The organism is Bradyrhizobium sp. 63_E2_N1_3 (assembly GCF_052076005.1).
GTDB lineage: Bacteria > Pseudomonadota > Alphaproteobacteria > Rhizobiales > Xanthobacteraceae > Bradyrhizobium > Bradyrhizobium barranii.
Genome location: NZ_CP197235.1, coordinates 6,284,096 through 6,305,919 on the forward strand (window position 1 = coordinate 6,284,096; position 21,824 = coordinate 6,305,919).

At 64.9% G+C, this 21,824-nt stretch carries 23 protein-coding genes; 12 read left to right on the forward strand and 11 right to left on the reverse strand.

Annotation, left to right across the window (positions count from 1 at the left end; genetic code table 11):
- Positions 1–65: 65 nt before the first annotated feature.
- From AB7531_RS30150 to AB7531_RS30200, 11 genes are all read right to left on the reverse strand, one after another.
- Positions 66–1,109, reverse strand: a complete 1,044-nt coding sequence (locus AB7531_RS30150; protein WP_199877108.1) for a 5-methyltetrahydropteroyltriglutamate--homocysteine methyltransferase — start codon at positions 1,107–1,109, stop codon at positions 66–68.
- A 35-nt stretch (positions 1,110–1,144) separates the two neighbouring features.
- Positions 1,145–2,014, reverse strand: a complete 870-nt coding sequence (locus tag AB7531_RS30155) for a fumarylacetoacetate hydrolase family protein (RefSeq protein ID WP_063984355.1) — start codon at positions 2,012–2,014, stop codon at positions 1,145–1,147.
- Positions 2,014–2,676 carry a polysaccharide deacetylase family protein gene (locus AB7531_RS30160; RefSeq protein WP_063984356.1) on the reverse strand — a complete coding sequence of 221 codons (663 nt, stop codon included), beginning with the start codon at positions 2,674–2,676 and terminating at the stop codon, positions 2,014–2,016. Before AB7531_RS30160 ends, AB7531_RS30155 begins: the two co-directional genes overlap by 1 nt.
- 9 nt (positions 2,677–2,685) lie before the next feature.
- A complete protein-coding gene (locus AB7531_RS30165; RefSeq protein ID WP_028155758.1) occupies positions 2,686–3,483 on the reverse strand; it encodes an ABC transporter permease in 798 nt (265 codons plus the stop codon).
- A gap of 19 nt (positions 3,484–3,502) precedes the next feature.
- Positions 3,503–4,309, reverse strand: coding sequence for an ABC transporter ATP-binding protein (locus AB7531_RS30170; RefSeq protein ID WP_041956016.1), 807 nt, complete (start codon positions 4,307–4,309; stop codon positions 3,503–3,505).
- On the reverse strand, positions 4,288–5,043 hold the full coding sequence (locus AB7531_RS30175; protein WP_063984358.1) for an ABC transporter permease: 756 nt from the start codon (positions 5,041–5,043) through the stop codon (positions 4,288–4,290). The genes AB7531_RS30170 and AB7531_RS30175 overlap by 22 nt, the downstream gene beginning before the upstream one ends.
- Before the next feature lie 5 nt (positions 5,044–5,048).
- Entirely contained in the window at positions 5,049–6,005 is a 957-nt protein-coding gene (locus AB7531_RS30180) for an ABC transporter substrate-binding protein (RefSeq protein WP_063984359.1), read from the reverse strand.
- Positions 6,006–6,057: 52 nt separating this feature from the next.
- Entirely contained in the window at positions 6,058–6,765 is a 708-nt protein-coding gene (locus AB7531_RS30185; protein WP_231144502.1) for a GntR family transcriptional regulator, read from the reverse strand.
- A gap of 90 nt (positions 6,766–6,855) precedes the next feature.
- On the reverse strand, positions 6,856–7,689 hold the full coding sequence (locus tag AB7531_RS30190) for an N-acyl homoserine lactonase family protein (RefSeq protein ID WP_063984361.1): 834 nt from the start codon (positions 7,687–7,689) through the stop codon (positions 6,856–6,858).
- 21 nt (positions 7,690–7,710) lie between these two features.
- Positions 7,711–8,097, reverse strand: a complete 387-nt coding sequence (locus AB7531_RS30195) for a carboxymuconolactone decarboxylase family protein (RefSeq protein ID WP_027575101.1) — start codon at positions 8,095–8,097, stop codon at positions 7,711–7,713.
- A 28-nt stretch (positions 8,098–8,125) separates the two neighbouring features.
- The gene (locus AB7531_RS30200; protein ID WP_441280211.1) at positions 8,126–9,478 is read right to left on the reverse strand and encodes an MmgE/PrpD family protein; all 1,353 of its coding nucleotides are present in this window, start codon (positions 9,476–9,478) and stop codon (positions 8,126–8,128) included.
- A gap of 250 nt (positions 9,479–9,728) precedes the next feature.
- Between AB7531_RS30200 and AB7531_RS30205 the strand changes: the two genes are divergently transcribed.
- The 12 genes from AB7531_RS30205 to AB7531_RS30260 all read left to right on the forward strand — a co-directional run bounded on the left by AB7531_RS30205 (position 9,729) and on the right by AB7531_RS30260 (position 21,822).
- On the forward strand, positions 9,729–10,622 hold the full coding sequence (locus AB7531_RS30205) for an NAD(P)-dependent oxidoreductase (protein WP_063984363.1): 894 nt from the start codon (positions 9,729–9,731) through the stop codon (positions 10,620–10,622).
- 30 nt (positions 10,623–10,652) lie between these two features.
- On the forward strand, positions 10,653–12,098 hold the full coding sequence (locus AB7531_RS30210; protein ID WP_063984364.1) for an MmgE/PrpD family protein: 1,446 nt from the start codon (positions 10,653–10,655) through the stop codon (positions 12,096–12,098).
- A gap of 61 nt (positions 12,099–12,159) precedes the next feature.
- Positions 12,160–13,095, forward strand: coding sequence for a branched-chain amino acid ABC transporter permease (locus tag AB7531_RS30215; protein ID WP_063984365.1), 936 nt, complete (start codon positions 12,160–12,162; stop codon positions 13,093–13,095).
- 2 nt (positions 13,096–13,097) lie between these two features.
- Positions 13,098–14,870, forward strand: a complete 1,773-nt coding sequence (locus tag AB7531_RS30220; protein ID WP_187387760.1) for a branched-chain amino acid ABC transporter ATP-binding protein/permease — start codon at positions 13,098–13,100, stop codon at positions 14,868–14,870.
- Complete coding sequence (locus AB7531_RS30225) at positions 14,857–15,564, forward strand: ABC transporter ATP-binding protein (protein ID WP_063984367.1); 708 nt, start codon at positions 14,857–14,859, stop codon at positions 15,562–15,564. Before AB7531_RS30220 ends, AB7531_RS30225 begins: the two co-directional genes overlap by 14 nt.
- Positions 15,565–15,597: 33 nt before the next feature.
- A complete protein-coding gene (locus AB7531_RS30230) occupies positions 15,598–16,848 on the forward strand; it encodes an ABC transporter substrate-binding protein (RefSeq protein WP_063984368.1) in 1,251 nt (416 codons plus the stop codon).
- A 33-nt stretch (positions 16,849–16,881) separates the two neighbouring features.
- On the forward strand, positions 16,882–18,117 hold the full coding sequence (locus AB7531_RS30235; RefSeq protein WP_063984369.1) for an ABC transporter substrate-binding protein: 1,236 nt from the start codon (positions 16,882–16,884) through the stop codon (positions 18,115–18,117).
- A gap of 40 nt (positions 18,118–18,157) precedes the next feature.
- Complete coding sequence (locus AB7531_RS30240) at positions 18,158–18,538, forward strand: carboxymuconolactone decarboxylase family protein (protein ID WP_014496467.1); 381 nt, start codon at positions 18,158–18,160, stop codon at positions 18,536–18,538.
- A gap of 15 nt (positions 18,539–18,553) precedes the next feature.
- Entirely contained in the window at positions 18,554–19,324 is a 771-nt protein-coding gene (locus tag AB7531_RS30245) for an SDR family oxidoreductase (protein WP_063984370.1), read from the forward strand.
- Between the two features lie 19 nt (positions 19,325–19,343).
- Entirely contained in the window at positions 19,344–20,084 is a 741-nt protein-coding gene (locus AB7531_RS30250; RefSeq protein WP_231144499.1) for an SDR family oxidoreductase, read from the forward strand.
- 23 nt (positions 20,085–20,107) lie between these two features.
- A complete protein-coding gene (locus tag AB7531_RS30255) occupies positions 20,108–20,821 on the forward strand; it encodes a GntR family transcriptional regulator (protein ID WP_063984371.1) in 714 nt (237 codons plus the stop codon).
- Positions 20,822–20,847: 26 nt separating this feature from the next.
- Positions 20,848–21,822 (forward strand): tripartite tricarboxylate transporter substrate-binding protein, encoded by a 975-nt coding sequence (locus AB7531_RS30260; protein ID WP_063984372.1) that lies wholly within the window; start codon positions 20,848–20,850, stop codon positions 21,820–21,822.
- Positions 21,823–21,824: the final 2 nt, after the last annotated feature.

Genomic DNA, 21,824 nt, shown 5'->3' on the forward strand with positions numbered 1-21,824 from the left:
CGACCAGGCTGGCCATAGCCAGGCGATGGCCGGCGAACGAACCATCCTCGCCGGCCTAGCTTTGTTTAGCCGATCTCCCGCCGGACCATGGCCGCCGCATCGCACATCGCCTTCAGCTTTCCGAACGCGGTTGCGCGCGGCATGTACTTCATGCCGCAATCGGGCGCGGGGACCAGGCGGTCCGGCGAGACGTATTTCAAGCCGTTCCGGATACGGGCGGCCACGGTGTCGACGCTCTCGATCGCGGGATCAGCGAGGTCGAGCACGCCGAGCATGATCTTCTTCGACGACAGGTCCCTGAGCACGCCGAGGTCGAGCTTCGGCTGCGCGGCCTCGATCGAGATCTGGTCGGCAATGGTGTCGTCGAGCTCGGCGAGGAAGGAATAGCCGGCCGGCTTGTTCGAGCCCGGCACGACCGCGGCATAGCCGAAGCAGAGATGCACGACCGTCGGCACCGTGATGCCCTGCAATGCACGGTTGATCGCCTTGACGGCGTAGCGCTTGGCAAGATCCGGATTGTTGCGCACCCAGGGCTCGTCGAGCTGGATCACATCCGCGCCTGCCTTCTGCAGATCGAGCGCCTCGGCATTGACGGCCTCGGCGAGCGCCATCGCCAACTCTTCCTCGTCCTTGTAGAACTCGTTCCTGGCCTGCTGGCTCATCGTGAACGGGCCCGGCAAAGTGATCTTGGCGGCCCGATCCGTGTTCTTGCGCAGGAACTGCATGTCGTGCAGCTCGACCGGGCCCTTGCGCTTGACGGGACCGACGACACGCGGCACCGGGGTCTGCGTGTTGCCGGTGCGCGCCACGATCATCGCGGGATTGTCCCCGTCGATGCCGTCGAGCGCGGTGGCGAAGCGGTTGGAGTAGCTCTCGCGGCGGATTTCGCCGTCGGTCACGATGTCAATGCCGGCGCGTTCCATGTCGCGGATCGCGACGATGGTCGCATCGTCTTGCGCCTCCTCCAGATGCTCTGCCGGCAACCGCCACATGTCGTGCAACCGCGTGCGCGGCACCACCTTCGACAGCATGGCGCGATTCACCAGCCATTCCGGCTGCGGGTAGCTGCCGACCACCGTGGTCGGCAGGATATGCGTTGGCATGGGCATGGGATTCTCCTTCTTATTGTTATAGAGCGCGGCTCTCAGGCCGCGCGCGTCGCCGTGGCCGATCCCTCGTCCTTGACGGGGTTGCGCAGGATGCCGATGCCGGAGATCTCGATCTCCACGACGTCGCCGCCCTTCATCCACAGCGGCGGCGTGCGATAGGCGCCGACGCCGCCGGTCGTGCCTGTGACGATGACATCGCCGGGCGCAAGCTCGGTGAACGTCGAGCAGTAAGCAATCAAGGCCTGCACGTCGAAAACGAGATCGGAGATCGGGGCCTTCTGCACCTCGACACCGTTGAGCCGGGTGATCAGCGTCTGCTTGGTCACGTCGGTCAATTCGTCGGTCGTGACCATCCAGGGCCCGAAGCCGCCGGTGCCGGCAAAATTCTTGCCCGGCGCGAATTGCGAGGTGTGGCGCTGCCAGTCACGGATGCTGCCGTCATTGTAGCAGGCATAGCCGGCGACATGGTTCAGCGCAGCCTCGCGCGAGATGCGGCGGCCAGCCTTGCCGATGATGACGGCCATTTCGCCTTCGTAATCGAAACGCTCAGACTCCAGCGGCCGGATCATCGGCTGGCCATGGCCGACCTGGCTGTTGGCGAAGCGGGTGAAGATCATTGGATGCGCTGGCGTCGGATGCCCGCTCTCGGCCAGATGCGTGGCATAGTTGACGCCGATGCAGAAGATCTTGTCGGGATCGGGCACGGTCGGCAGCAGCGCGACATCCTGCAGCGCGTAATCGGGCTTCTCGCCGGCGAGTTTCTTGAGCTCGTCGAGCGATCCCTTCGCAAGCAGCGCCTTCAGCGTCGGATAGGCCTTCAGGCGCTTGCCGGCATCGATGACGCCCTTGTCGGTGACGATGCCATAGCTCGCGGTGCCGGCGATCGTGAAGCTTGCAACTTTCATCAGTCAAACACTCTCTCGATGGAGGAAACATAGTCGTTGATTGGAAGCGCGATCGCGCCGTTGCGGATCGGAACGCATTGCGGCGGGAAGTCCTGGCGAAACCGGGCGCCGGCCGCCTCGGCAGCGTCAAGGAAACGTTCGAGATGGTCCATCGCGCCGGTCGGGAGATCGTGCAGCACCATCAGCGTCCAGGGCTGCCGGCTGCACTGGACGAGTGCGCGCTCAGTCCAGCCGTCAGGGTCGTCCCAGTCGCGCGGGATCGCATTCCAGAGCACGCAGCTGTGCTTGTTGCGGGTGAGGTAGTCCACGACGGAGGGTTTCAACAGCCGCGCATCGAGATTGCCGCCGCCACCGAACGGCCGGAACCAGCGCTGGGGATGCGCGAGATCGCCGATCGCTCTTTGAGTTCGGCCGATTTCGTTCTCTGCCGTCTCGCGATCCGCCTGCTCACCGAGCGGAATGGTGTGCGTAAACGTGTGATTTCCGATCCAGTGCCCCTCCCCGTGCGCACGCACCGCAAGGCCGCGCCGCGCGGGGTCAGCGAGCTTCTCACCGATGACGAAGAAGGTGGTCTTGATGCCGCGCTCGGCGAGAATGTCGAGCACACGCGGCGTCACATCCGGATCGGGGCCGTTGTCGAATGTCAGGGTCAAATCGTACACGCCAATACCTCAGGTCGCCGGCTGCATCGCGCCCGACGCGATGTCGTCGTTGGCCTGACCGGCCCGCGTGCCAGTCTGCCAGATCGCCGCCTTGCGCTCGATCCAGCGGATCGCAGCGTTGAAGGCGATGGCGAGGAACAGCACGAGCAGCACGCCCGCGAATACGTGCGGACTATCGAGAATTGTGCGGTAGCGCGAGATCAGATAGCCGATGCCGGCCGATGAGATCAGCATCTCCGAGACGACAACGCCGACGATGACCAGCGCACCGCCGACACGCAGGCCCGACAGCACCGTCGGAATCGCCGCCGGGATGATGACGCGGATCAGCCGCTGGCTCAACGTGGCGCCCATGCTACGTGCCGCGAGCAGGAGCTGCGGATCGATGGTCTGGATGCCGGCGGCGGTGGCGAGCATCGTCGGCAGGAAGCCATAGATCGAGGCGAACGCGATCTTGGACTCCGAGCCGATGCCGAGCCACACCGTGAAAACAGGATAAAGGATCACGAGCGGCACCGCGTAGAGGCTCGACACCATCGGCATGATCAGGACACGCGGACGCGGCAGGCTGCCAACGATCGCGCCGAGCAGGATGCCGCCGCCGCAGGCGAATGCCATGGAGACCACGACCTCATAGAGCGTCACCGCGAGCGCATGACCGTATTCCGCGGCATCGGTCCATCCGGCGATCAGCGTCGATGACAGTGACGGCAGGAACAGCTCGGGAATGAGACCGGTGCGCGGCAGCAACTCCCACAGCGCAATCAGGCCGATCACGATCAGGTATCGCAGCGTCTTCGCACTCATTCTGGCGCTCATATCCGCCTCACGCCGATTTGCGGATGTGCCGCCAGATGCGGTCGCGCAGCGCACCAAAGGCGTCGCCGCTCAGCATCTCGTAGGTGCGGGGCCGTGGCAGCTGGACCTGGAGATGGTCGACGATGCGGCCGGGCCGCGCCGACATCACGATCACCTCGTCGGCTAGATAGACGGCCTCGGTGAGGCTGTGCGTGACGAAAACGACCGTCTTGCCGGTCGCAGCCCAGATCCGCAGCAACTCGTCGCCCATGGTCATGCGCGTCTGCTCGTCGAGGGCGGCGAACGGCTCGTCCATCAGCAGCACCGGCGGGTCCTGCACCAGCCCGCGCGCGATCGAGACGCGCTGCTTCATGCCGCCGGAGAGTTCGTGGGGATGACGCCTGCCGAAGCCGTCGAGGCCGACCAGCTTGAGCGCATCCTGCGCCTTGGCGCGGCGCTCGGCCTTGGGCACGCCCCGCAGCGCCAGCGGAAACTCGACATTGTCCTCCGCGGTCAGCCACGGGAACAAGCTCGCTTCCTGGAACACCACGCCGACCCTGTCGGGGTCTGGCTGCAGGATCGGCGCGCCGCTGATGGTGATCGTGCCGGAGGTCTGCTGGCGCAGTCCCGCCATCATCATCAAAAGGGTCGACTTGCCGCAGCCGCTCGGGCCGACCAGCACGACGAAACGGCCGGGCTTGACCTCGAGCGAGACGTCCTCCAGCGCGACGACGTCCTGCGACCGGGTCTTGAAGACCTGGCCGACATTCTTGACCTCGATCGCGCCAGCGCGCGCGGCGGGCTTCAACGGGGTCACGTTCGCCAATGGCTGCATCGCGTTTCCATCCATCTGACAAGTTCGTTGAAGGTCATGGCGATCGCGGCGACCATCACGACGCCGGCGAGGAGCTGCTTCATCTGGAAGTTCTCGCCCCAGGTCGCGATCTGGTGACCGATGCCGTCGCGCGAGGCGTACATCTCCGCCAAAATCACGCCGGTGAGGTTGAAGATCATGGAGATCCGCAACGCCTCCAGCAGGACCGGCAGCATGCTCGGCAGATAAACCCGGAACGCCGTCTGCCATGGCGTTGCGCCATAGGAGCGCGCCACCGTCAAATGCTCGACCTTGACCGATTCCACCGCCGTCGTGGTCGACATGATCACGATGAAGATCGTGGAGAAGAAGCCGAAGCCGACCTTCTGGGCAAAGCCGACGCCGAACACCAGGATGAACATCGGCAGGAAGATCGACTTCGGGATGCTGAAGGCGAAGAACAAAAGCGGCTTGGCCACGTCCGCAAAGTAACGGTTCTCCGCGACCAGGAAGCCGATCACCGCACCGAAGGGCACGGCCAGCGCGAACGCGGCCAGCACCTCGGTCGCGGTCACCATCAGATCCTTCCGCACCGCCGCGCGCTGCAGCAGATCGCCGAGCGTCACGAAGGTATCGGACGCCGATGGCAGCAGTCGCGGATTGACGATGCCGGTGCGCGACAGCACCTCCCACAGCGCCAGGACCGCGATGATGATCGCGATCCGCGCAAGGTTGATGACGAACGTGCTTTGCATCGTGACTACTTGGTCGGAACCGGCTTGAACTTGGCCGAGATCACATCCTCGACCGGCACGATGTCCTTGAGCCCGCCGAGCTTGGCGAGATCGAGCGACAGCTGCACGGCCGCATTGACGTTGGCCGCGCCCATGTCGCCGCTGGTCTCGAGCTTCATAATGGTGTTGTCGTACTCAAGGCCCGCGATCTCCGGCGGCATTTCATAGAGCTCGGCAATCAGCTTGACCGTGACGTCGCGGTTGGCCCGCATGAACGCGACCGCGCCGTAGAGGGCGTTCACCGCCTTCTGCACCATCTGGGGCTTGGCCTCGGCGAATTTGTCGAGCACGATCCAGCCCGCAGTGAGGTTCGGCGGGACCGCGGTCGCGTAATCGAGGATGGTCTTGGCCTCGCCGGACTTCGAGATCTGGAAGCTCAGCGGCGAATAGACCACGGCCGCCTCGACATTGCCGGCCAGCAGGTTCGGCACCAGGCCACCGCCGCCGACGGGAACGCGCGTAAAATCGATCTTCTTGTCCTGGATGGTCCACAGCGCGAGCAGGTCGGATCCGGAGCCGGCCGCGGTGATCGCCACCTTCTTGCCGTTGAGGTCCTTGACGTCGAGCGTCGACTTGGTCGGGACCATCAATTGCCAGCCGAAATTGCCCATCGCGGCATTGGCGACGATCCGCGACATCACGCCCTTCTTGCGTCCGGCGGAGACCAGCGACGGCGGATCGAGAATGATGTCGGCCGCGCCCGCAGCCATGCCTTCGAACGTCTCGGCGCCGCTGCGGTAGATCGTCAACTCGGCCTGGATGCCTTCCTTCTCGAACAGTTTCTGCCGCACCGCCGTCTCGGCGATCGTGGTCGGCCAATAGGTTTTCGTGGGCAGGCCGACGCGGATGGTGTCGGCGGCGCTCGCAGGGCCCACCAGAATTGCGGCGGCGATCAGCGACATCAGCGCGTGATTGATCTTCATTATTGGCTTCCTCCCGGTCTCTGTTTTTTGTGTGCCGGATTTTTCCGGATCGTCAGGTCGTACGGCTCACCTCCGCAATGCGAGAGGCGGCGAGCTCGACGAATTCTTTGGTGGTGCCGAAGTGCTTTGACAAGGCGCGAACTGCCGCATCCGCATCGCGCCTGATCACGGCGGCGACGATCGTCTTGTGTTCGGCTTCGACGTTGCGCGGCTTGCCACCGGCCTCTCGCCGGATCGAGAGGCGGCGATAACGCTCGCTCTGCTCGTGCAGCACGTCGCGGAAGCCGAGCAGCCACGGCGAGCCGCACGCGTTGACCAGCGCGCGATGGAAGATGCGGTGACGGACCACCCACTCCTCGTAGTGCACGGTCGGATCGTCGGGATAGCGATGGGGAACGGCCTTCAAATCCGCCCAGGCGGATTTCACCGATGCGAGCCAGGCATCATCGCCCCGCTCGATCGAGCGACGGAGCGCAAGCCCCTCGATGTCGATCCGGGTCTGCGTCACGTCGGCGAGATCGGCGAGCGACACCGGGCTCACGCGAAAGCCACGCTGGTCTGACGCCTGCACGAGCCCGTCCGCGACAAGTCGCGACAGCGCCTCGCGCACGGCGGCGAGGCTCACGGAAAACTGTTTGGCGAGCCCGGCGATATGCAGCTTCTGGCCCGGCGGCAGCCGCGTCGCCAGGATGTCGGCGCGCAGACGTTCGTGCAGCGCCGACGTCAGGCTGCGCGGACCATCCCCGGGGCTTCTGGACAACTGGAACTGAAGCGGACCCATGGTCGGATGATTGCAAGGCGGCGGCCGCGGGTCAACAGAAAATCGAAAATCGATTTTTTCTAGCTTAGGTTACGCCGCGCCTTGCCCAACGTCCTGGGAATGCGCGGCCCTGGACGGCGCCACGTCGAGACGAACCGCGACGCCCTTCAAACCCTGGCCTGGCGCCGGGTAGAGCTTCATGACGAGCGGATCGTGGCCGGGAACGATGTGGTCAGCATCCGGTGCTGTGGCTCGCAGCTTGTCGAATCCCACCAGCATGTCACCGACATGAAATGCTGTCGTGAACGGACGCTCGCTCGTCATGTTCTCGTAGAAATGACTGACGTCGGAGGCGAGCACGACCGGCCCGCGGCGCGTGTTGACGCGGACGAACTGAAGACCGGCCGAATGCCCGCCGGCCGCGTAGACCGTCAGTCCGGGCGCGATCTCGGCGTCGCCGTCGTAGAACAGCACCCGGCGCGCATAGTTCAGCCGCACGATCCCGCAGACGTCCTCGACCTCGAAGGAATGCGACAGCCTCGGATACTGCATATAGCGCCCGGTGGCGTATGCGAGCTCGCGCTCCTGAAGATGAAACCGCGCATTCGGAAACCGGTCGAAATTACCGGCGTGATCGTAGTGCAGATGCGTGAGGATCACATCCTTGACGTCGGCCACGTCGATATCGAACGCGGCAAGCGTCTCCACCGGGCAGCGCAGGAATGTTCGCCTGCGCTGCTTTGCGATTTCGGCGTTGAACCCGGTGTCGATGACGAAGGTGCGGCCACCTCCCCTCGCCAGCCACATGAAATAGTCCATCGGCATCGGCCCGTCATGCGGGTCTCCGCCGATGAAGTGCTCGCTCCGCTGGGCATCCCGCGTTGCATAGCGGATGGCGAAGAGCTCGTATTCCGGGTCGGCCATGGGGCTTCCAATCAAGCGGGCTCAGGACCCCGCATCGACCTCGTTGAAGGCCTCGCGCGCGTTGCGGAAGGCGTCGATGCCGGCGGGCACGCCGCAATAGACCGCGACCTGGAGCAGGATCTCCTTGATCTCCTCCTTGGTCAGGCCGTTCTTCAGGGCGCCCTTGACGTGCAGCTTCAGCTCGTGCGGGCGGTTCAGTGCGCCCAGCATCGCCAGATTGACGATCGAGCGCGTGCGGCGGTCGACGCCGGGCCGCGTCCACAGCGCGCCCCAGCAGAATTCGGTCGACCACTCCGCCATCGTGCGCGTGAACTCGTCGGCACCGGCGATCGACTTGTTGACGTAGTCCTCGCCGAGCACCTCTTTACGAACTTTGAGGCCCTTTTCGAACAGTTCGGTCTTGCTCATGATCGTCCCTTTCCGGTCTTGAGAGATTCTAGTTGGAAATTGTTTGGCGCGACGCCGATGGCGGCCGCAGTGATTGCAGCAGCGCGGCGACGTCGTCCGCCGCATCTAGGCGCCAGACTGCATCGATGACGCGGTCCGAGTCCCAGTCGCTTCGGCCGGTCCGTACGCCCTCGCGCAGCTTCTCTTCGATCTCGCGGTCTGAAAGCGGCGCAGCCTGGCTGCCGCGCGGCGACGTCACGGTCTCTGTGAGAATTTCACCAGACGACAGGCGCAAGGTGACGCGCGCAGCGCCATCGAGCATCTGCGCATCAAGCTCCGCCCTCACCTTCTGTCGCAGCCGCGCGATATCGGGCCGGACCACGGTCTCCTGCGCGAACTCGGCCACACCGGCCGCGCCGAGCAACAGTCCGCAAGCCACGCAATGATGGATGCTGACGCGCGCATCGCGCTCGTTGCTCACGGGACGATCACCGCGCGCGAGCAGCAGTGCTGAGCCCCGCACTGTCACCGACTCGATCTGGTCAACGCGCCGGCCAATTCGCTCGCGCAACAGCAGGCAGGCGTCGATCACCGAATGGAACACGATGCCGGCGGGATAGGGCTTGTAGGTGTTCTTCGCGATCTCCCAGGTCTTTCCGAGGCCACCGAGCATGCGGGCGAGATCCGGCTCATCCCCCATGGTGCGCGCCCAGCCGAGCGGACCTTCGATGGCGCGCGGCGCAGCCTCATAGCCCTGCTGCGCCAGCAGCGCGGCGAACAACCCGTTACGCGCGGCATTGCCGACGCTGACGTTCTTGGCGGCGCTTGGCAGATTCTCGACATTGCCGGTCGACTGGCTCGCCGCAAGTCCGATCGCGTTCGCAATCCCTTCCGCTGGCAGTCCCAACAGCTTCGCGCACGCCGCCGCAGCGCCAAAAATCCCGCAGGTCGAGGTGATGTGCCAGCCGCGGGCGTAATGGCGCGGCGAGACTGCATTGCCGATGCGGCACTCCACGTCCACGCCAAGGATGAACGCGGTCAGCACCGCGCGCCCCGTCAGCTTGCGCGTCTCCGCCAGCGCCAATATCGGCGCGGCGACCGGCGCGGCCGGATGGATGATCGTTTCAGGGTGCGTGTCGTCGAAGTCGAGCAGATTCGCCGAGATGGCATTGAGAAACGACGCGCACAGCGCGTCCATGGACTCCGAATGGCCGATGATTGTCGATGTCGCGGCGCCGCTGAACGGCGATAGCGTGCGCATCGCGGCCGTGACCACCGGATCGCGTGCGGAGCCGAGCGCGGTCGCAAAGAAATTGAGGATCGATCGCTTCGCCTCAGGGCTCTGCGCCTCCACGTCCGCCCACGACGAGGACGCGACGAAATCGGCGAGCGTCTTGCTCACACTCGGAATTAAAGCTTGCGGCACGCGGGGCGTCTTCCTCGTTTTCCCGGACCATATGACGATCCGCGGCAAACTGTCGACCCCAAATGTTATGCTTGACAGCTTGTCTGACAATCATAACAATCCGGCCCGTTGGCGCGGGATCCCGCTGCCACGACGACGGCGGCCGAGAAGGCCGGCCGGCGAAAGCGTTTGACCAACGAGATCAAGAAGGCGCGCCCGTCACGGGTCGCGCGACAGGGAGTAGACGATGGCGGGAGAGATTCTCGGCGTAATCGGCACGGGCCGCATGGGCGGCCCCATGGCGGGGCGATTGATCGACGCGGGCTATTCGCTCGTGATCTATGACACGCAGACTGAAGCGACCCAGCCGCTGGTCAAGCGCGGCGCCCAGCTCGGCAAATCGCCGGCCGATGTCGCCTCCCGCGCTGATATCGTGCTCGCCAGCCTGCCGACGCCCGACATCGTCAAGGCCGTCACGCTCGGACAAAATGGCATCAGCAGCGGCAGCCGCGCCAAGATCGTCATTGATCTCTCGACTTCCGGTCCCGGCGCGGCAAAGATCGTTGCGGAAGGCCTGAAGGCCAAAGGCATGACGCTGGTCGATGCGCCCGTGAGCGGCGGCATCAAGGGCGCCGTCAACGGCACGCTGGCCGTGATGGTGTCCTGCCCGCAGGCGACCTACGAAATCGTTCAGCCGATCCTGAAGAATTTCGGCAAGCTGTTCTACACCGGCGACAAGCCCGGCGTGGCGCAGACGGCCAAGCTCGCCAACAATCTGATGGCGGCCGCGGCGCTGGTCATCACGTCCGAAGCCGTCGCGATGGGCGTCAAGGGCGGCGTCAACGCAAAGGTGCTGATCGACATCATCAACGCCAGCAGCGGCCGCAACAGCGCCTCCGAAGACAAGTTCCCCCGCGCGGTGCTGCCCGGCACCTTCGATTTCGGCTTCACCACCGGCCTTTCCTACAAGGACGTCCGGCTCTGCGTCGACGAGGCCGAGGCCATGGGCGTGCCGATGGTCTGCGGCGCGGTGGTGCGGCAGATGCTCGCGATCACCAATGCCAAATACGGCGCATCGTCCGACTTCACCTCGATCGCCAAGGTGCTCGAGGAATGGGCCGGGGTCGAGATGCGCGGCTGATCACGCAAGCCTTCAGGGAGAGCGATTGCGATGACGATCGGCCCGACCGGATCAGGCAAGGTCTCGCTCGCGCGCCAGATGGCGCGGAGCGTGCTTGCGCTTGATCTTGGAGTTTTCGGGCCGGAGGTCGTCGCGAAGGCAAAGCTCTGCCTGCTCGACTTCTTGTCCTGCGCCTTCGAGGCGGGCCAGCATCCCTGGAGCCGTCAGGCGGTTGCGATCGCACAAGCCGGCGGCACTGCAACGATCATCGGGACGTCACAACTCTCCTCGTCGGCCGATGCCGCCTTTGCCAACGCCGTGATGGGGCATGGTCTCGTCCGCGAAGACATGCATGCGGCCAGCGTCGCGCACCACGGCGTCGTGATCTGGCCGACGCTGCTCGCGCTGTCGGAGCAGACGCCGCTGCATGGAGCCAGACTGCTCTCAGCCGCCATCATCGGCTATGAGACCGGCGCGCGGATCGGCCGCGCGCTCCTGACCTCCGACCTCGCACGGCTCTATCGCCCGACGGGGCTCGTGGCGCCGCCAGGCGCGGCGCTGGCGGGAAGCTTTGCGCTCGGCCTGTCCGAGGACCAGGCAACCAGCGCCATCGCGATCGCGGCCAATACATCCAGCGGGCTGAACGAGTGGCCGCATGCCGGCGGCTCCGACATGTATTTTCATCCGGGCTTTGCGGCCAGCAACGCCATCAAGGCGATCGGTCTTGCGGCAGCCGGCGCTTTCGGCTCGGAAACCATACTGGAGGGTGAAGCCGGCCTGTTCGCCGCCTATCGCCGCCAGGCCGCGCCCGACAGCATCACGCTCTTCCCGGATGGCGAGAGCGAGATCATGGCTGTCTACAATAAGCCGGTCCCGGCCTGCAATTTCGCGCAGACCGCGGCCCAAGCAGCGCTTCGCGTCTCGCACGAGCTCGCCAGCACTGAGGAGATCGACCGCGTCATCATTCGCGCACCCGATGCCGCCGTTCGCTATCCCGGCTGCGACTCCATGGGGCCCTATCGCAACGCGCTTCAGGCCAAGATGAGCATTCCCTTCAGCGTTGCTGCGACGCTGACGCGGGGCGAGATCGAGGAAGAGAACTATTCCGAACTCGATGATGCCGACATCATTCGCCTGGTCGCGGTCACCGATCTCGGGGCAGATCCAGGCTTCACCGCCGCCTTCCCCGGCAAGCAGGGCGCGGAGGTGACCGTGCATCTGCGCGGCGGACGGACGATCCGGCACGCTTTGCCCGACGTCATCGCCGCAACGCCTTCAGATATTCGTGCGCGCTTCCGCGCCGCCGCAACCAGAGTCCTCGGCGAGGACCGCGCGCACCGGCTCGAACAACTCATCGACGGCTGCGAGCAGCTCGGCAATGCCGGCTACATCGCAGCGCAGTGTCGTCTGAACACGCCAGAACAGGCTTTACGATCGGCATCACAAGAAATGCCAAACAATACGGGGGAAATATGGTCGACCGGGAGACCCGCCTAGCAGTGCCGACGGCGCACAATCGCCAGCAAGCCGGCGCTCACGCCGCGCGGAGGCGGGGCTGATGGAAGGCTTCTTTCAAGCGCTCGCAGCGGGCCTTTTGATCGGCGCCGTCTACGGCCTGATGTGCGTCGGGCTCGGCCTGATCTTCGGCGTCATGCGCGTCATCAACTTCGCCCATGGCGATTTCATGATGCTCGGCATGTATGCCGCCTTCTATCTCTTCACCGCCGCCGGCATCCAGGCGCTGTTCGGCAATACGGTCGGTCCGTTCGTGGCCATCCTGCTGGCTGGCCCGGTACTCGCCGTGTTCGGTTATTTCGTCCATCTGGCCCTGATCTCGCGCGTCTCGGGCACGCGCACCGCCTCGCTGGAAGGCGAAGGCCATTACGCCCAGCTGATCCTGACGCTCGGCATCGCGCTGATCCTGCAGAACGGCGGCCTCATCGTGTTCGGATCGGTGCTGGCCTCGATCCGCACGCCGCTGTCGAGCTCGGCCTGGGAATTCGTTCCCTTCTTGGACATCAGCATCTTCCTCAACAAGGCGCGCAGCATCGACGCGATCGTTTCGCTCGCGATCATGATTCTGCTTTCGCTGCTGATCACGCGGACCCGGATCGGCAAGTCGCTCCGCGCCGCCGCCGACAATCCGACCGCCGCGACCTATATGGGCATCGACGTCGACCGCGCGCATCGCACCGCCTTCGCGCTCGGCTGCGGCATCACCGCGATCGCCGGCGGCCTGCTCGCGACCAACTATCCGTTCCACCCCTTCGTCGGCCTCGAATACGTGATCGTCATGTATGCCGGCGTCGTGCTCGGCGGCATGGGCAGCATCATCGGTGCCTTCTGGGGCGGCATGACGATCGGCCTCGTGCAGCAGATGTCGACGCTGATCCTGCCGACGCAGTTGCAGAATGCCGCGATCTTCGCCGTCTTCCTCCTCATCATCTTCTTCCGTCCGCAAGGTTTCTTCGGGCGCATGGTCGAGAGGACGTGACCATGCTCCGGATGCGTTCACTGCTGCCTCCCCTGCTCTTCACGCTCGCTTACGCCGGGATCTCACTCGGCGTCACCAACTCCTACTACCAGCTCATCCTGACGCTGGTGCCGGTGTGGGCGGTGTTCGGCCTGTCCTGGAATTTGCTGAGCGGCTACACCGGGCTGATCTCGTTCGGCCACGCCGCCTTCTTTGGGATCGGCGCCTATGCGACCGCGCTCGGGCAGATTTATTTCGACATCTCCCCCTGGCTGCTGATCCCGGTCGCCGCCATGCTCGGCGGCATCGCCGGGCTGCTGATCGGATTTCCGACCTTCCGCCTCCAGGGCCACTACTTCGCGCTCGCGATGCTCGCCTACCCGCTCGCCATTCTCTACGTGTTCGAGTGGCTCGGCTTCCAGGAGGTGACGCTTCCGATCAAGCGCGACGCGCCGATCGCCTATATGCAGTTCTCCGACCCTCACATCTACACGCTGCTGGGGCTCGCCATCATGCTTGCCACCATCGTGCTGACGCAGGTGATCGAGCGATCCCGCTTCGGCATGGCGCTGCTCGCGATCAAGCAGAACGAGGCTGCGGCAGAAGCGGCCGGAATCAACACGCTGGCTTGGAAGCTGCGCGCGATCACGTTGAGCGGCGCGATCGCCGCCGCCATCGGCGGATTCTATGTGCAGGTGCTGCTGGTCGTGACCCCGCAATCGGTGTTCGGCATGCTGGTGTCGGCGCAGGCGTTGACGGTCGCGATGTTCGGCGGCGTCGGTACGGTCTGGGGACCGGTCATCGGCTCCGTGATCCTGATCCCACTCGCCGAGATCCTGCACGCAGAGGCCGGTGCGCGCATCCCCGGCATTCAGGGCGTCATCTTCGGCCTGGCGATCGTCTGTGTCATCTTGCTCGCGCCGGAAGGCCTGTTCTGGAAACTGCGCGATCTCCTGCGCAGGCGAAATGCATCCAAGGCCACGGCTAGCGTCACTCCGGAAACGGCCGTCGCCAACGTCACGGCGCTGAAGCCTGCCGCGCGGCAGCGTGCGGCCACCGGCGAGGTGATGCTCGAGGTTCGCAATCTCTCGCGCTCCTTCGGCGGACTCAAAGCCGTTCAGGATGTCAGCTTCAAGCTGCACAAGAACGAGATCCTCGGCATCATCGGCCCGAACGGCGCCGGCAAGACCACGCTGTTCAACCTCCTCAACGGTTTTCTGAAGCCGAGCGAGGGCGAGGTGCTGATCGACGGCCGCAACATGTCCGGCCAACGGCCGCACGTGATCTGCGAGGCCGGCATCGGCCGCACCTTCCAGGTGATGCGGCCATTCCTGCGCATGTCGATCCTCGACAATGTCGTGGTGGGGGCCTATGTGCGCGCCCGCTCCGATGCGGAGGCACGCAAGCTCGCCGCCGACGCAGTCGCCCGCGTCGGGCTCTCCGCCGTAGCCAACCGTGTCGCCGGCGAACTCTCGACCAAGGAGCTGCGGCTGATGGAGCTCGCCCGCGCGATCGCCGGCCAGCCCCGCATCCTGCTGCTCGACGAGACGCTTGCGGGCCTTGGCCACGGCGAAGCGGACGAGGTCGTCGCCGTGATCCAGCAGCTCGCACGCGACGGCATGACCATCGCCATCATCGAGCACACCATGCAGGCGATGGTCCGCCTGGTGGACAGATTCCTCGTGCTCGACCATGGCGCCGTCATCACCGAGGGCCTGCCCGAAGTGGTGACGCGCGACAACCGGGTGATCGAGGCCTATCTCGGCAAGAAGTGGGTGGGCCATGCTGCGAATTGAGGGACTGAGCGCGGGCTATTCGGCCAAGCCCGTCCTGAACGACGTGTCGATCAATGTCGGCGCCGGCCAGTTCGTTGCGATCGTCGGGCCTAACGGCGCCGGCAAGACCACCCTGTTCAAGACGATCTCCGGCATCGTGAAGCCGAGCGGCGGGGCAATTACGTTCGACGGCGTCGACCTTCTTGCCGTGCCGCCGCCGCAGCGCGCCCATCTCGGCATCGCCCACGTCCCCGAGGGCCGCCAGGTGTTCCCGTCGCTGACGGTGATGGAGAACCTCGAAATGGGCGCGATGACCGAAAGCGGCCGGCGCGACTGGCAGGCCAATATCGAGCGCATCTTCGAATGGCTGCCGGTGCTGAAGGAACGCCGCAATCAGTTCGCGGGTACGATGTCCGGCGGCCAGCAGCAGATGCTCGCGATCGGCCGCGGCCTCGCCTCCTCGCCGAAGCTGTTGATGCTGGACGAGCCCTCGATGGGTCTCGCGCCGTCGACAGCGGACTTCATCTTCGAACGGCTGATCGATATCCGGCGTCAGTCCGGGCTGACCATGCTGCTGGTCGAGCAGCGCGTGGCGGAAGCGCTGGAGTCCGCCGACCACGGCTACGTCCTCGAAGCCGGACGCGTCGTGCTCGAAGGCAACAACGACACGCTGCGCGCCGATGATCGCGTGCGCAAAGCCTATCTCGGCATGTGACGAACAAAAAACAAAGAGCAGGGAGACAACAAAATGAACAAGACATCGAAGGGCAGGATATCAAAAGGACTGACGCGCCGGACCGTGTTGTCGGGCGCTGCCGCCGTCGGCCTCGCCGGCGTGGCACGCGCGCAGGCGCCGGCGGAGGTCAAGGTCGGACTGATCGTGCCGCTGTCCGGCATCTACACCCGCCCCGGCCAGGTCATGAAGATGGGCGCCGAGATGGGCATCGAGCACATCAACGCCCAGGGCGGCATCAAGGCGCTCGGCGGTGCCAAGCTGAAACTGGTCGTGATCGACTGCGGCGACACCACCGAGAAGGCCAAGAACGCGGCGCAACGCATGGTGGCGCAGGAACCCGATCTCGTCGCCGCCACCGGCTCTTATCTCTCATCCTTCACCCTCGCCGTCACCGAGGTGACCGAGCGTGCCGAACTGCCGGTGCTGACACTGTCCTATTCGGACCTGCTGACCGACCGCGGCTTCAAATACATCTTCCAGACCGCCGCGACCGCGAGCCGCCAGTCCGAGCTCGGCCTGCCGACGCTGATGAAACTCGCCGAGAATGCGTCGGGCAAGAAGCCGAAGACCGTGGCGATGTTGATGGACAACACCGCGACATCAGTCGCCACCGCCAAGGCGCTGAAGGAAAAACTGCTCACACAGGAAGGCCTGCAACTCGTCGTCGAGGAAGTCTGGACGCCGCCGCTGTCGGATGCCACGCCGCTGATCCAGAAGGTTCGCTCGGCAAAGCCCGATCTGCTCCTGTTCATGCCGAATGCAGTGTCGGACGCCAAGCTGGGGCTGGAGAAGATCAGCGAGTTCGGCCTCGGCCAGGGCAAGATTCCGACGGTGTCCTTCAGCATCACCATCGCCGAGCCGGACATGCTCCAGAGCGTGAGCCCGGAGACCGTGCAGGGCATCATGACCATCGTCGCCAACTGGGGCTCGAAAGGCCAAGAGGCCCTGATCGCCGAGCTCAAGGCCAAATACAAGGAGCCCTGGATGACGCAGAACGTCATCTCGACCTATGGCGACATGTGGCTGATGAAGGAAGCGCTGGAGAAGGCCGGCAAGGCGGACCGCAACTCGGTCGCGCAGGCGTTCCGCACCATGGATGCCGGCCCGTCGAAATACTATCCGGGCGGCCAGCTCAAATTCGACGAGAAGGGCCGCCGCGTCGGCGCCGGCGTCGTCATCGTGCAATGGCAATCGGGCGTACCTGTCACCGTCTATCCGCCCGATCTCGCGCAAGCAGAGCCGTTCTGGCCGAAGAAATCCTAAGCGCCGCGCGATTTTTCAGGGAGGAGAATTGTCATGACTGCAAAAAGCAAGTTCACGATCTCGCGGCGAACGCTATTGGCCGGCGCGTCCGGCACGCTGATCGCATCCCGCGCCTGGGCGCAGCAACCTTCAGAGGTGAAGGTCGGCCTGCTGGTGCCGATCTCCGGCCTCTACGCCCGCCCGGGAACGGTGATGCGTGAGGGCGCCGAGATGGCGGTCGACCACATCAACGCGCAAGGCGGCATCAAGGCCCTCGGCGGCGCCAAGCTGAAGCTGGTCGTGCTCGATTCCGGCGACACCACGGAAAAGGCCAAGAACGCCGCCCAGCGCATGGTCGCGCAGGAGACCGATCTGGTTGCTGCCAGCGGCGCATACCTGTCCTCGTTCACGCTCGCGGTGACCGAAGTCACCGAGCGCGCCAGCCTGCCCGTCCTCACCCTCTCCTATTCCGACCTGATCACCGACCGCGGATTCAAATACGTGTTCCAGACCGCGGCCACCGCAGGCTCGCAGGCACGGCAGGCGTTGCCCCAGATCATCAAGCTGGCGGAGACGGCCTCAGGCAAGCGGCCGAAGACGGTCGCGATCCTGACCGACAACACGGGGGCCTCGATCGCTTCCGCAAAGGCGATGCGCGAGGGCCTGCTGGCGGAGAACCAGTTGCAGCTGATCGTCGACGAGACGTTCACGCCGCCGCTGGCTGATGCGACGTCGCTGGTGCAGAAGATCCGCTCGGCGAAACCCGATCTGCTGTTCTTCCTGCCGACGGTGATCTCGGACGCGAAGCTGCTGCTCGAGAAGATGAACGAGTTCGGCCTCGGCCAGGGCAAGATTCCGACCATCTCGTTCGGCATCGCGATCGCCGAGCCCGACATGCTGCAAACCGTCAGTCCCGAACTCCTCCAGGGCGTGCTGACCTGCGTCGCAAGCTGGGGCGCCAAGGGCCACGAGGCGCTGATCGCCGAGTTGAAGACCCGCTACAAGGAGCCGTGGATGACGCAGAACGCGATCTCCACCTATGGCGACATGTGGGTGATCAAGGACGCGCTCGAGAAGGCCGGCAAGGCCGACCGCGTTGCCGTCGGCGAGGCGCTGCGCACCATGGATGCCGGCCCCTCGAAATACTATCCGCTGGGCGAGATCAAGTTCGACGAGAAGGGCCGCCGCGTCGGCGCCGGCATGACCATCGTGCAGTGGCAATCCGGCGTGCCGGTGACGGTGTTCCCGCCCCAGCTCGCGCTGGCGCAGCCGTTCTGGCCCAAAAACTGACTGAGAACTGACAACGCCCGAAAGAGAAACGGAGAACAACATGGACAAGGCGACCTACGACCGCGGGCTCGAAATCCGCAAGAGCGTGCTCGGCAACGAGTTCGTGGACAAGGCGATCGCATCCGCGGACGAGTTCAATCGTCCGATGCAGGACCTCACCACGGAGTATTGCTGGGGCTACGTCTGGGGCCGCGACGGCCTCACGCGCAAGACGCGCAGCTTCCTCAATCTGGCGATGCTCTGCGCGCTCAACCGCCCACACGAGCTGAAAACCCATGTCCGCGGTGCGCTCGCCAACGGCGCCACCAAGGAGGAGATCCGCGAGGTCTTCATGCAGGTCGCGATCTATTGCGGCGTGCCGGCCGGCGTGGATGCGTTCCGGAACGCGAAGGAAGTCTTCGCCGAGCTCGACAAGAAATAACGGAGCTTGACGACGATGAAGGGCAAATGGGCACTCGTGACCGGTGCGACCGCGGGCCTTGGCCTCGCCGTCGCGGAAGGCCTTGCCGGCGCGGGCGCCAATATCGTCCTTCATGATCTCGTCGCGCCGAAGCAGGCCGCGGATGACCTCCGCGCCCGCTTCGGCGTCGAGGTCGTCTCGGCCGGCGCCGATCTCGCCCAGCGCGAGGCGATCGAGGCCATGATGGCCGATCTGCTCGACCGCTGCGGCGCCATCGACATCCTCGTCAACAACGCCGTGGTCAGGCATTTCTCCGCCATCGAGCAGTTTCCGCCCGATCGCTGGGAGCAGGCGCTGGCCGTCAACCTGTCGGCGCCGTTCCATTTGATCCGCCTGGCGCTGCCAGCCATAAAGCAGCGCGGCTGGGGCCGGATCATCAACATGGGCTCGATCTATTCCAGCCGCGCGGTCGAGGATCGCATCGACTACGTCACCACCAAGACTGCGATCCTCGGTATGACCCGCGCGGTGGCGATCGAGACGGCGCGGAGCGGCATCACCTGCAACACGCTCTGCCCAGGCACGCTGCCAACGCCCGCGATCCTGAACAAGATCGCAACGATCGCGTCGAACAGCGGCCGTCCGGTCGACGACGTGACCAAGGAATATCTCGGTGAGCGCCAGCCAACGCAGCGCTTCGTCGAAATGAACGCGGTCGCCGCCATGGTCGTCTTTCTCTGTGGGCCCGCGGCAAACGATATCACCGGCGCCAGCCTGCCGATCGACGGCGGCTGGTCGGTTGCATGAAAGCATTGGGAGTGTTGCGATGACTGAACAATCGGGCCAGAGCGTCGTGCTGACGGGTGCCGCCGGCGGCATGGGACGCGCCATCACCAAGGCCTTGCTGGAAAGCGGCCGCCGCGTCGTGCTGGTCGATCGCGACGCCAAGGCGCTTGAGGAACTCGCGTCCGTGGCGGGCAACGCGGTGTTTCCGATCCAGCTCGACGTTAGCGATGGGCAGGCCGTGGATCGCCTGCCGGACGCCATTCCCGCGCAGTTCAAGCCGGTCGACGTCCTCATCAACAACGCCGGGCACGATATCGGCGGGCGGACGCGGTTCGATGCCGGCTCCGCCGACGACTGGTCCAACATCATCCAGACCAATCTGATCGGCCTGATGCGCGTCACCCGCGCGATCCTGCCCGACATGGTCAGGCGCAACGCCGGCCATGTCGTCAACATCAGCTCCATCAACGCGGTCCGGATCGTCCCCGATATGGCCGCCTACAGCACCAGCAAGGCGGGCGTGCACATGTTCACCGAGACGCTGCGGGGCGAGCTGGCAGAAACCGCGATCCGGGTCACCGAGCTCCAGCCAGGCCTGACCCGGACCAACATCATCCTGACCCGCTACCGTGGCGACAGGCAGAAGGAAAAGGACTATTTCGACCAGTTCAGGATGGCGCTCGAGCCTGCCGATATTGCCCGTTCGATCGTCTTCGCCCTGGACCAGCCCGCGCACGTTCAAATTGCCGAAATGATGATTCTGCCTGTAAACCGGTACTGACTTTTCCCAACCAGGGTCCGGACATGGAAAGACGTAGCGAATTGCAGTCGACACTCCGCATCGAGGACGTCCCGACCGTCCGGGCGATGGTCGCGCAAAAGCTGCGCGAGGCGATCATGTCCGGAACACTCAAACCGGGCCAGCGCCTGGTCGAGCGTGAGCTCTGCGAGATGATGGGCGTCAGCCGCCCCTCGATCCGCGAAGCCCTGCGTGCCCTCGAAGCCGACGGCCTCGTCAACATCGTCCCGCACCGCGGCCCCGTGGTCTCCACGATCAGCCTCGAAGAAGCCCGGCAGCTGTACGCGGCGCGCGCGGTGCTCGAAGGATTCGCCGGCCGCGAATGCGCCAGGCTCCACGATCCGGAAGTGGCTCGACGGATCGGGGAAGCCCTGGCACGGCTGAAGGCGGCCGCAGCCAAGCAGGACCTCGTCGGGAGCCTCGAAGCCAAGACCGACTTCTACGCCGCGCTGATCGGCGGCTGCCGCAACGCCTTCATCGAGCGCATGCTCAAGCCGCTGCACGACCGGATCCAACTGTTGCGGATCACGTCGATGTCGCAGCCGAAACGGATCAACAAGAGCCTGCGCGAGGTCACCGCGATCTGGCGCGCGATCCAGAACGGCGATCCGGATCTCGCCGAGCGCTGCTGCGTCGATCACATCAATGCGGCTGCGGTGGCCGCGCTCGACATGATTGAACGAAACGCCGCCAAGGAGGCGACGTCCTCCGACGACTAGAAAAACAAGAATTCAGGGAGTGTTCGATGTTGTCTCTGGTACGATCGCTGATCCTGTGTCTCCTGCTCTTGCCCTGTGGCGCGGCAATCGCAGACGACTACCCCACCCGCCCGGTCACGATGATCGTGCCGTTCTCCGCCGGCGGCCCCGGCGACGTCATCGCGCGAATTCTCGGCAACGCCATGAGCGCGACGCTGAAGCAGTCCATCGTCATCGAGAATGTCGTCGGTGCCGGCGGCACACTCGGCACCAACCGCGTCGCCAAGGCCGCGCCTGACGGCTACACGCTGCTCCTGATGCATGTCGGCCAGGCCACTGCGCCCGCGCTTTACGCAAAACTGCCGTTCGATCCCGTCGGCGACTTCGCTATGATCGGGCTCGTCACTGATGTCCCGATGATCCTGGTGGCCCGGCCGAATTTCCCGGCCAAGGATCTCGGCGAGATGATCACGCGCATCCGCAGCGAGGGCGACAAGATGACTTTCGGCAATGTCGGTCTCGGCTCAGCCTCGCAGCTCTGCGGCCTTATGTTCATGAGCACCACCGATACGAAACTCTCGCAAATCTACTACAAGGGCGGCGGGCCCGCGCTGAACGACGTCATCGCCGGCCATATCGACGTCTATTGCGATCCCGCGACGGGACCGACGCCCTATATCCAGTCGAACACGATCAAGGGCTACGCGATCACGAGCAAGACGCGCGTCGCGACACTGCCTGGCGTACCGACCTCGGCCGAGGCCGGCGTTCCCGAATTCGATGTGACGACCTGGTATGGCCTCTACGCGCCGCGCGGCACGCCCAAGCCCGTGATCGACCAGCTCGTCGGTGCACTGCAGACGGCGCTCAAAGACCCAGCGTTGATCAGCCGCTTTGCCGAGCTCAGCATGGCTCCGGTTGAGGCCGAGCGCGCGACGCCGGCTGCGCTCGAAGCCTTCCTGAAGGCGGAGATCGCCAAATGGGGCCGGATCATCAAGGCAGCCGGAATCGAGCCGCAGTAGGT

What these genes read in the sequence shown, in the direction of transcription:
- AB7531_RS30150 (WP_199877108.1), bottom strand. Translation starts at nt 1,109, where the DNA reads ATGCCCATGCCAACGCATATCCTGCCGACCACGGTGGTCGGCAGCTAC.
- AB7531_RS30155 (WP_063984355.1), bottom strand. Translation starts at nt 2,014, where the DNA reads ATGAAAGTTGCAAGCTTCACGATCGCCGGCACCGCGAGCTATGGCATC.
- AB7531_RS30165 (WP_028155758.1), bottom strand. Translation starts at nt 3,483, where the DNA reads ATGAGTGCGAAGACGCTGCGATACCTGATCGTGATCGGCCTGATTGCG.
- AB7531_RS30170 (WP_041956016.1), bottom strand. Translation starts at nt 4,309, where the DNA reads ATGCAGCCATTGGCGAACGTGACCCCGTTGAAGCCCGCCGCGCGCGCT.
- AB7531_RS30175 (WP_063984358.1), bottom strand. Translation starts at nt 5,043, where the DNA reads ATGCAAAGCACGTTCGTCATCAACCTTGCGCGGATCGCGATCATCATC.
- AB7531_RS30180 (WP_063984359.1), bottom strand. Translation starts at nt 6,005, where the DNA reads ATGAAGATCAATCACGCGCTGATGTCGCTGATCGCCGCCGCAATTCTG.
- AB7531_RS30190 (WP_063984361.1), bottom strand. Translation starts at nt 7,689, where the DNA reads ATGGCCGACCCGGAATACGAGCTCTTCGCCATCCGCTATGCAACGCGG.
- AB7531_RS30195 (WP_027575101.1), bottom strand. Translation starts at nt 8,097, where the DNA reads ATGAGCAAGACCGAACTGTTCGAAAAGGGCCTCAAAGTTCGTAAAGAG.
- AB7531_RS30205 (WP_063984363.1), top strand. Translation starts at nt 9,729, where the DNA reads ATGGCGGGAGAGATTCTCGGCGTAATCGGCACGGGCCGCATGGGCGGC.
- AB7531_RS30210 (WP_063984364.1), top strand. Translation starts at nt 10,653, where the DNA reads ATGACGATCGGCCCGACCGGATCAGGCAAGGTCTCGCTCGCGCGCCAG.
- AB7531_RS30215 (WP_063984365.1), top strand. Translation starts at nt 12,160, where the DNA reads ATGGAAGGCTTCTTTCAAGCGCTCGCAGCGGGCCTTTTGATCGGCGCC.
- AB7531_RS30220 (WP_187387760.1), top strand. Translation starts at nt 13,098, where the DNA reads ATGCTCCGGATGCGTTCACTGCTGCCTCCCCTGCTCTTCACGCTCGCT.
- AB7531_RS30225 (WP_063984367.1), top strand. Translation starts at nt 14,857, where the DNA reads ATGCTGCGAATTGAGGGACTGAGCGCGGGCTATTCGGCCAAGCCCGTC.
- AB7531_RS30230 (WP_063984368.1), top strand. Translation starts at nt 15,598, where the DNA reads ATGAACAAGACATCGAAGGGCAGGATATCAAAAGGACTGACGCGCCGG.
- AB7531_RS30235 (WP_063984369.1), top strand. Translation starts at nt 16,882, where the DNA reads ATGACTGCAAAAAGCAAGTTCACGATCTCGCGGCGAACGCTATTGGCC.
- AB7531_RS30240 (WP_014496467.1), top strand. Translation starts at nt 18,158, where the DNA reads ATGGACAAGGCGACCTACGACCGCGGGCTCGAAATCCGCAAGAGCGTG.
- AB7531_RS30245 (WP_063984370.1), top strand. Translation starts at nt 18,554, where the DNA reads ATGAAGGGCAAATGGGCACTCGTGACCGGTGCGACCGCGGGCCTTGGC.
- AB7531_RS30250 (WP_231144499.1), top strand. Translation starts at nt 19,344, where the DNA reads ATGACTGAACAATCGGGCCAGAGCGTCGTGCTGACGGGTGCCGCCGGC.
- AB7531_RS30255 (WP_063984371.1), top strand. Translation starts at nt 20,108, where the DNA reads ATGGAAAGACGTAGCGAATTGCAGTCGACACTCCGCATCGAGGACGTC.
- AB7531_RS30260 (WP_063984372.1), top strand. Translation starts at nt 20,848, where the DNA reads ATGTTGTCTCTGGTACGATCGCTGATCCTGTGTCTCCTGCTCTTGCCC.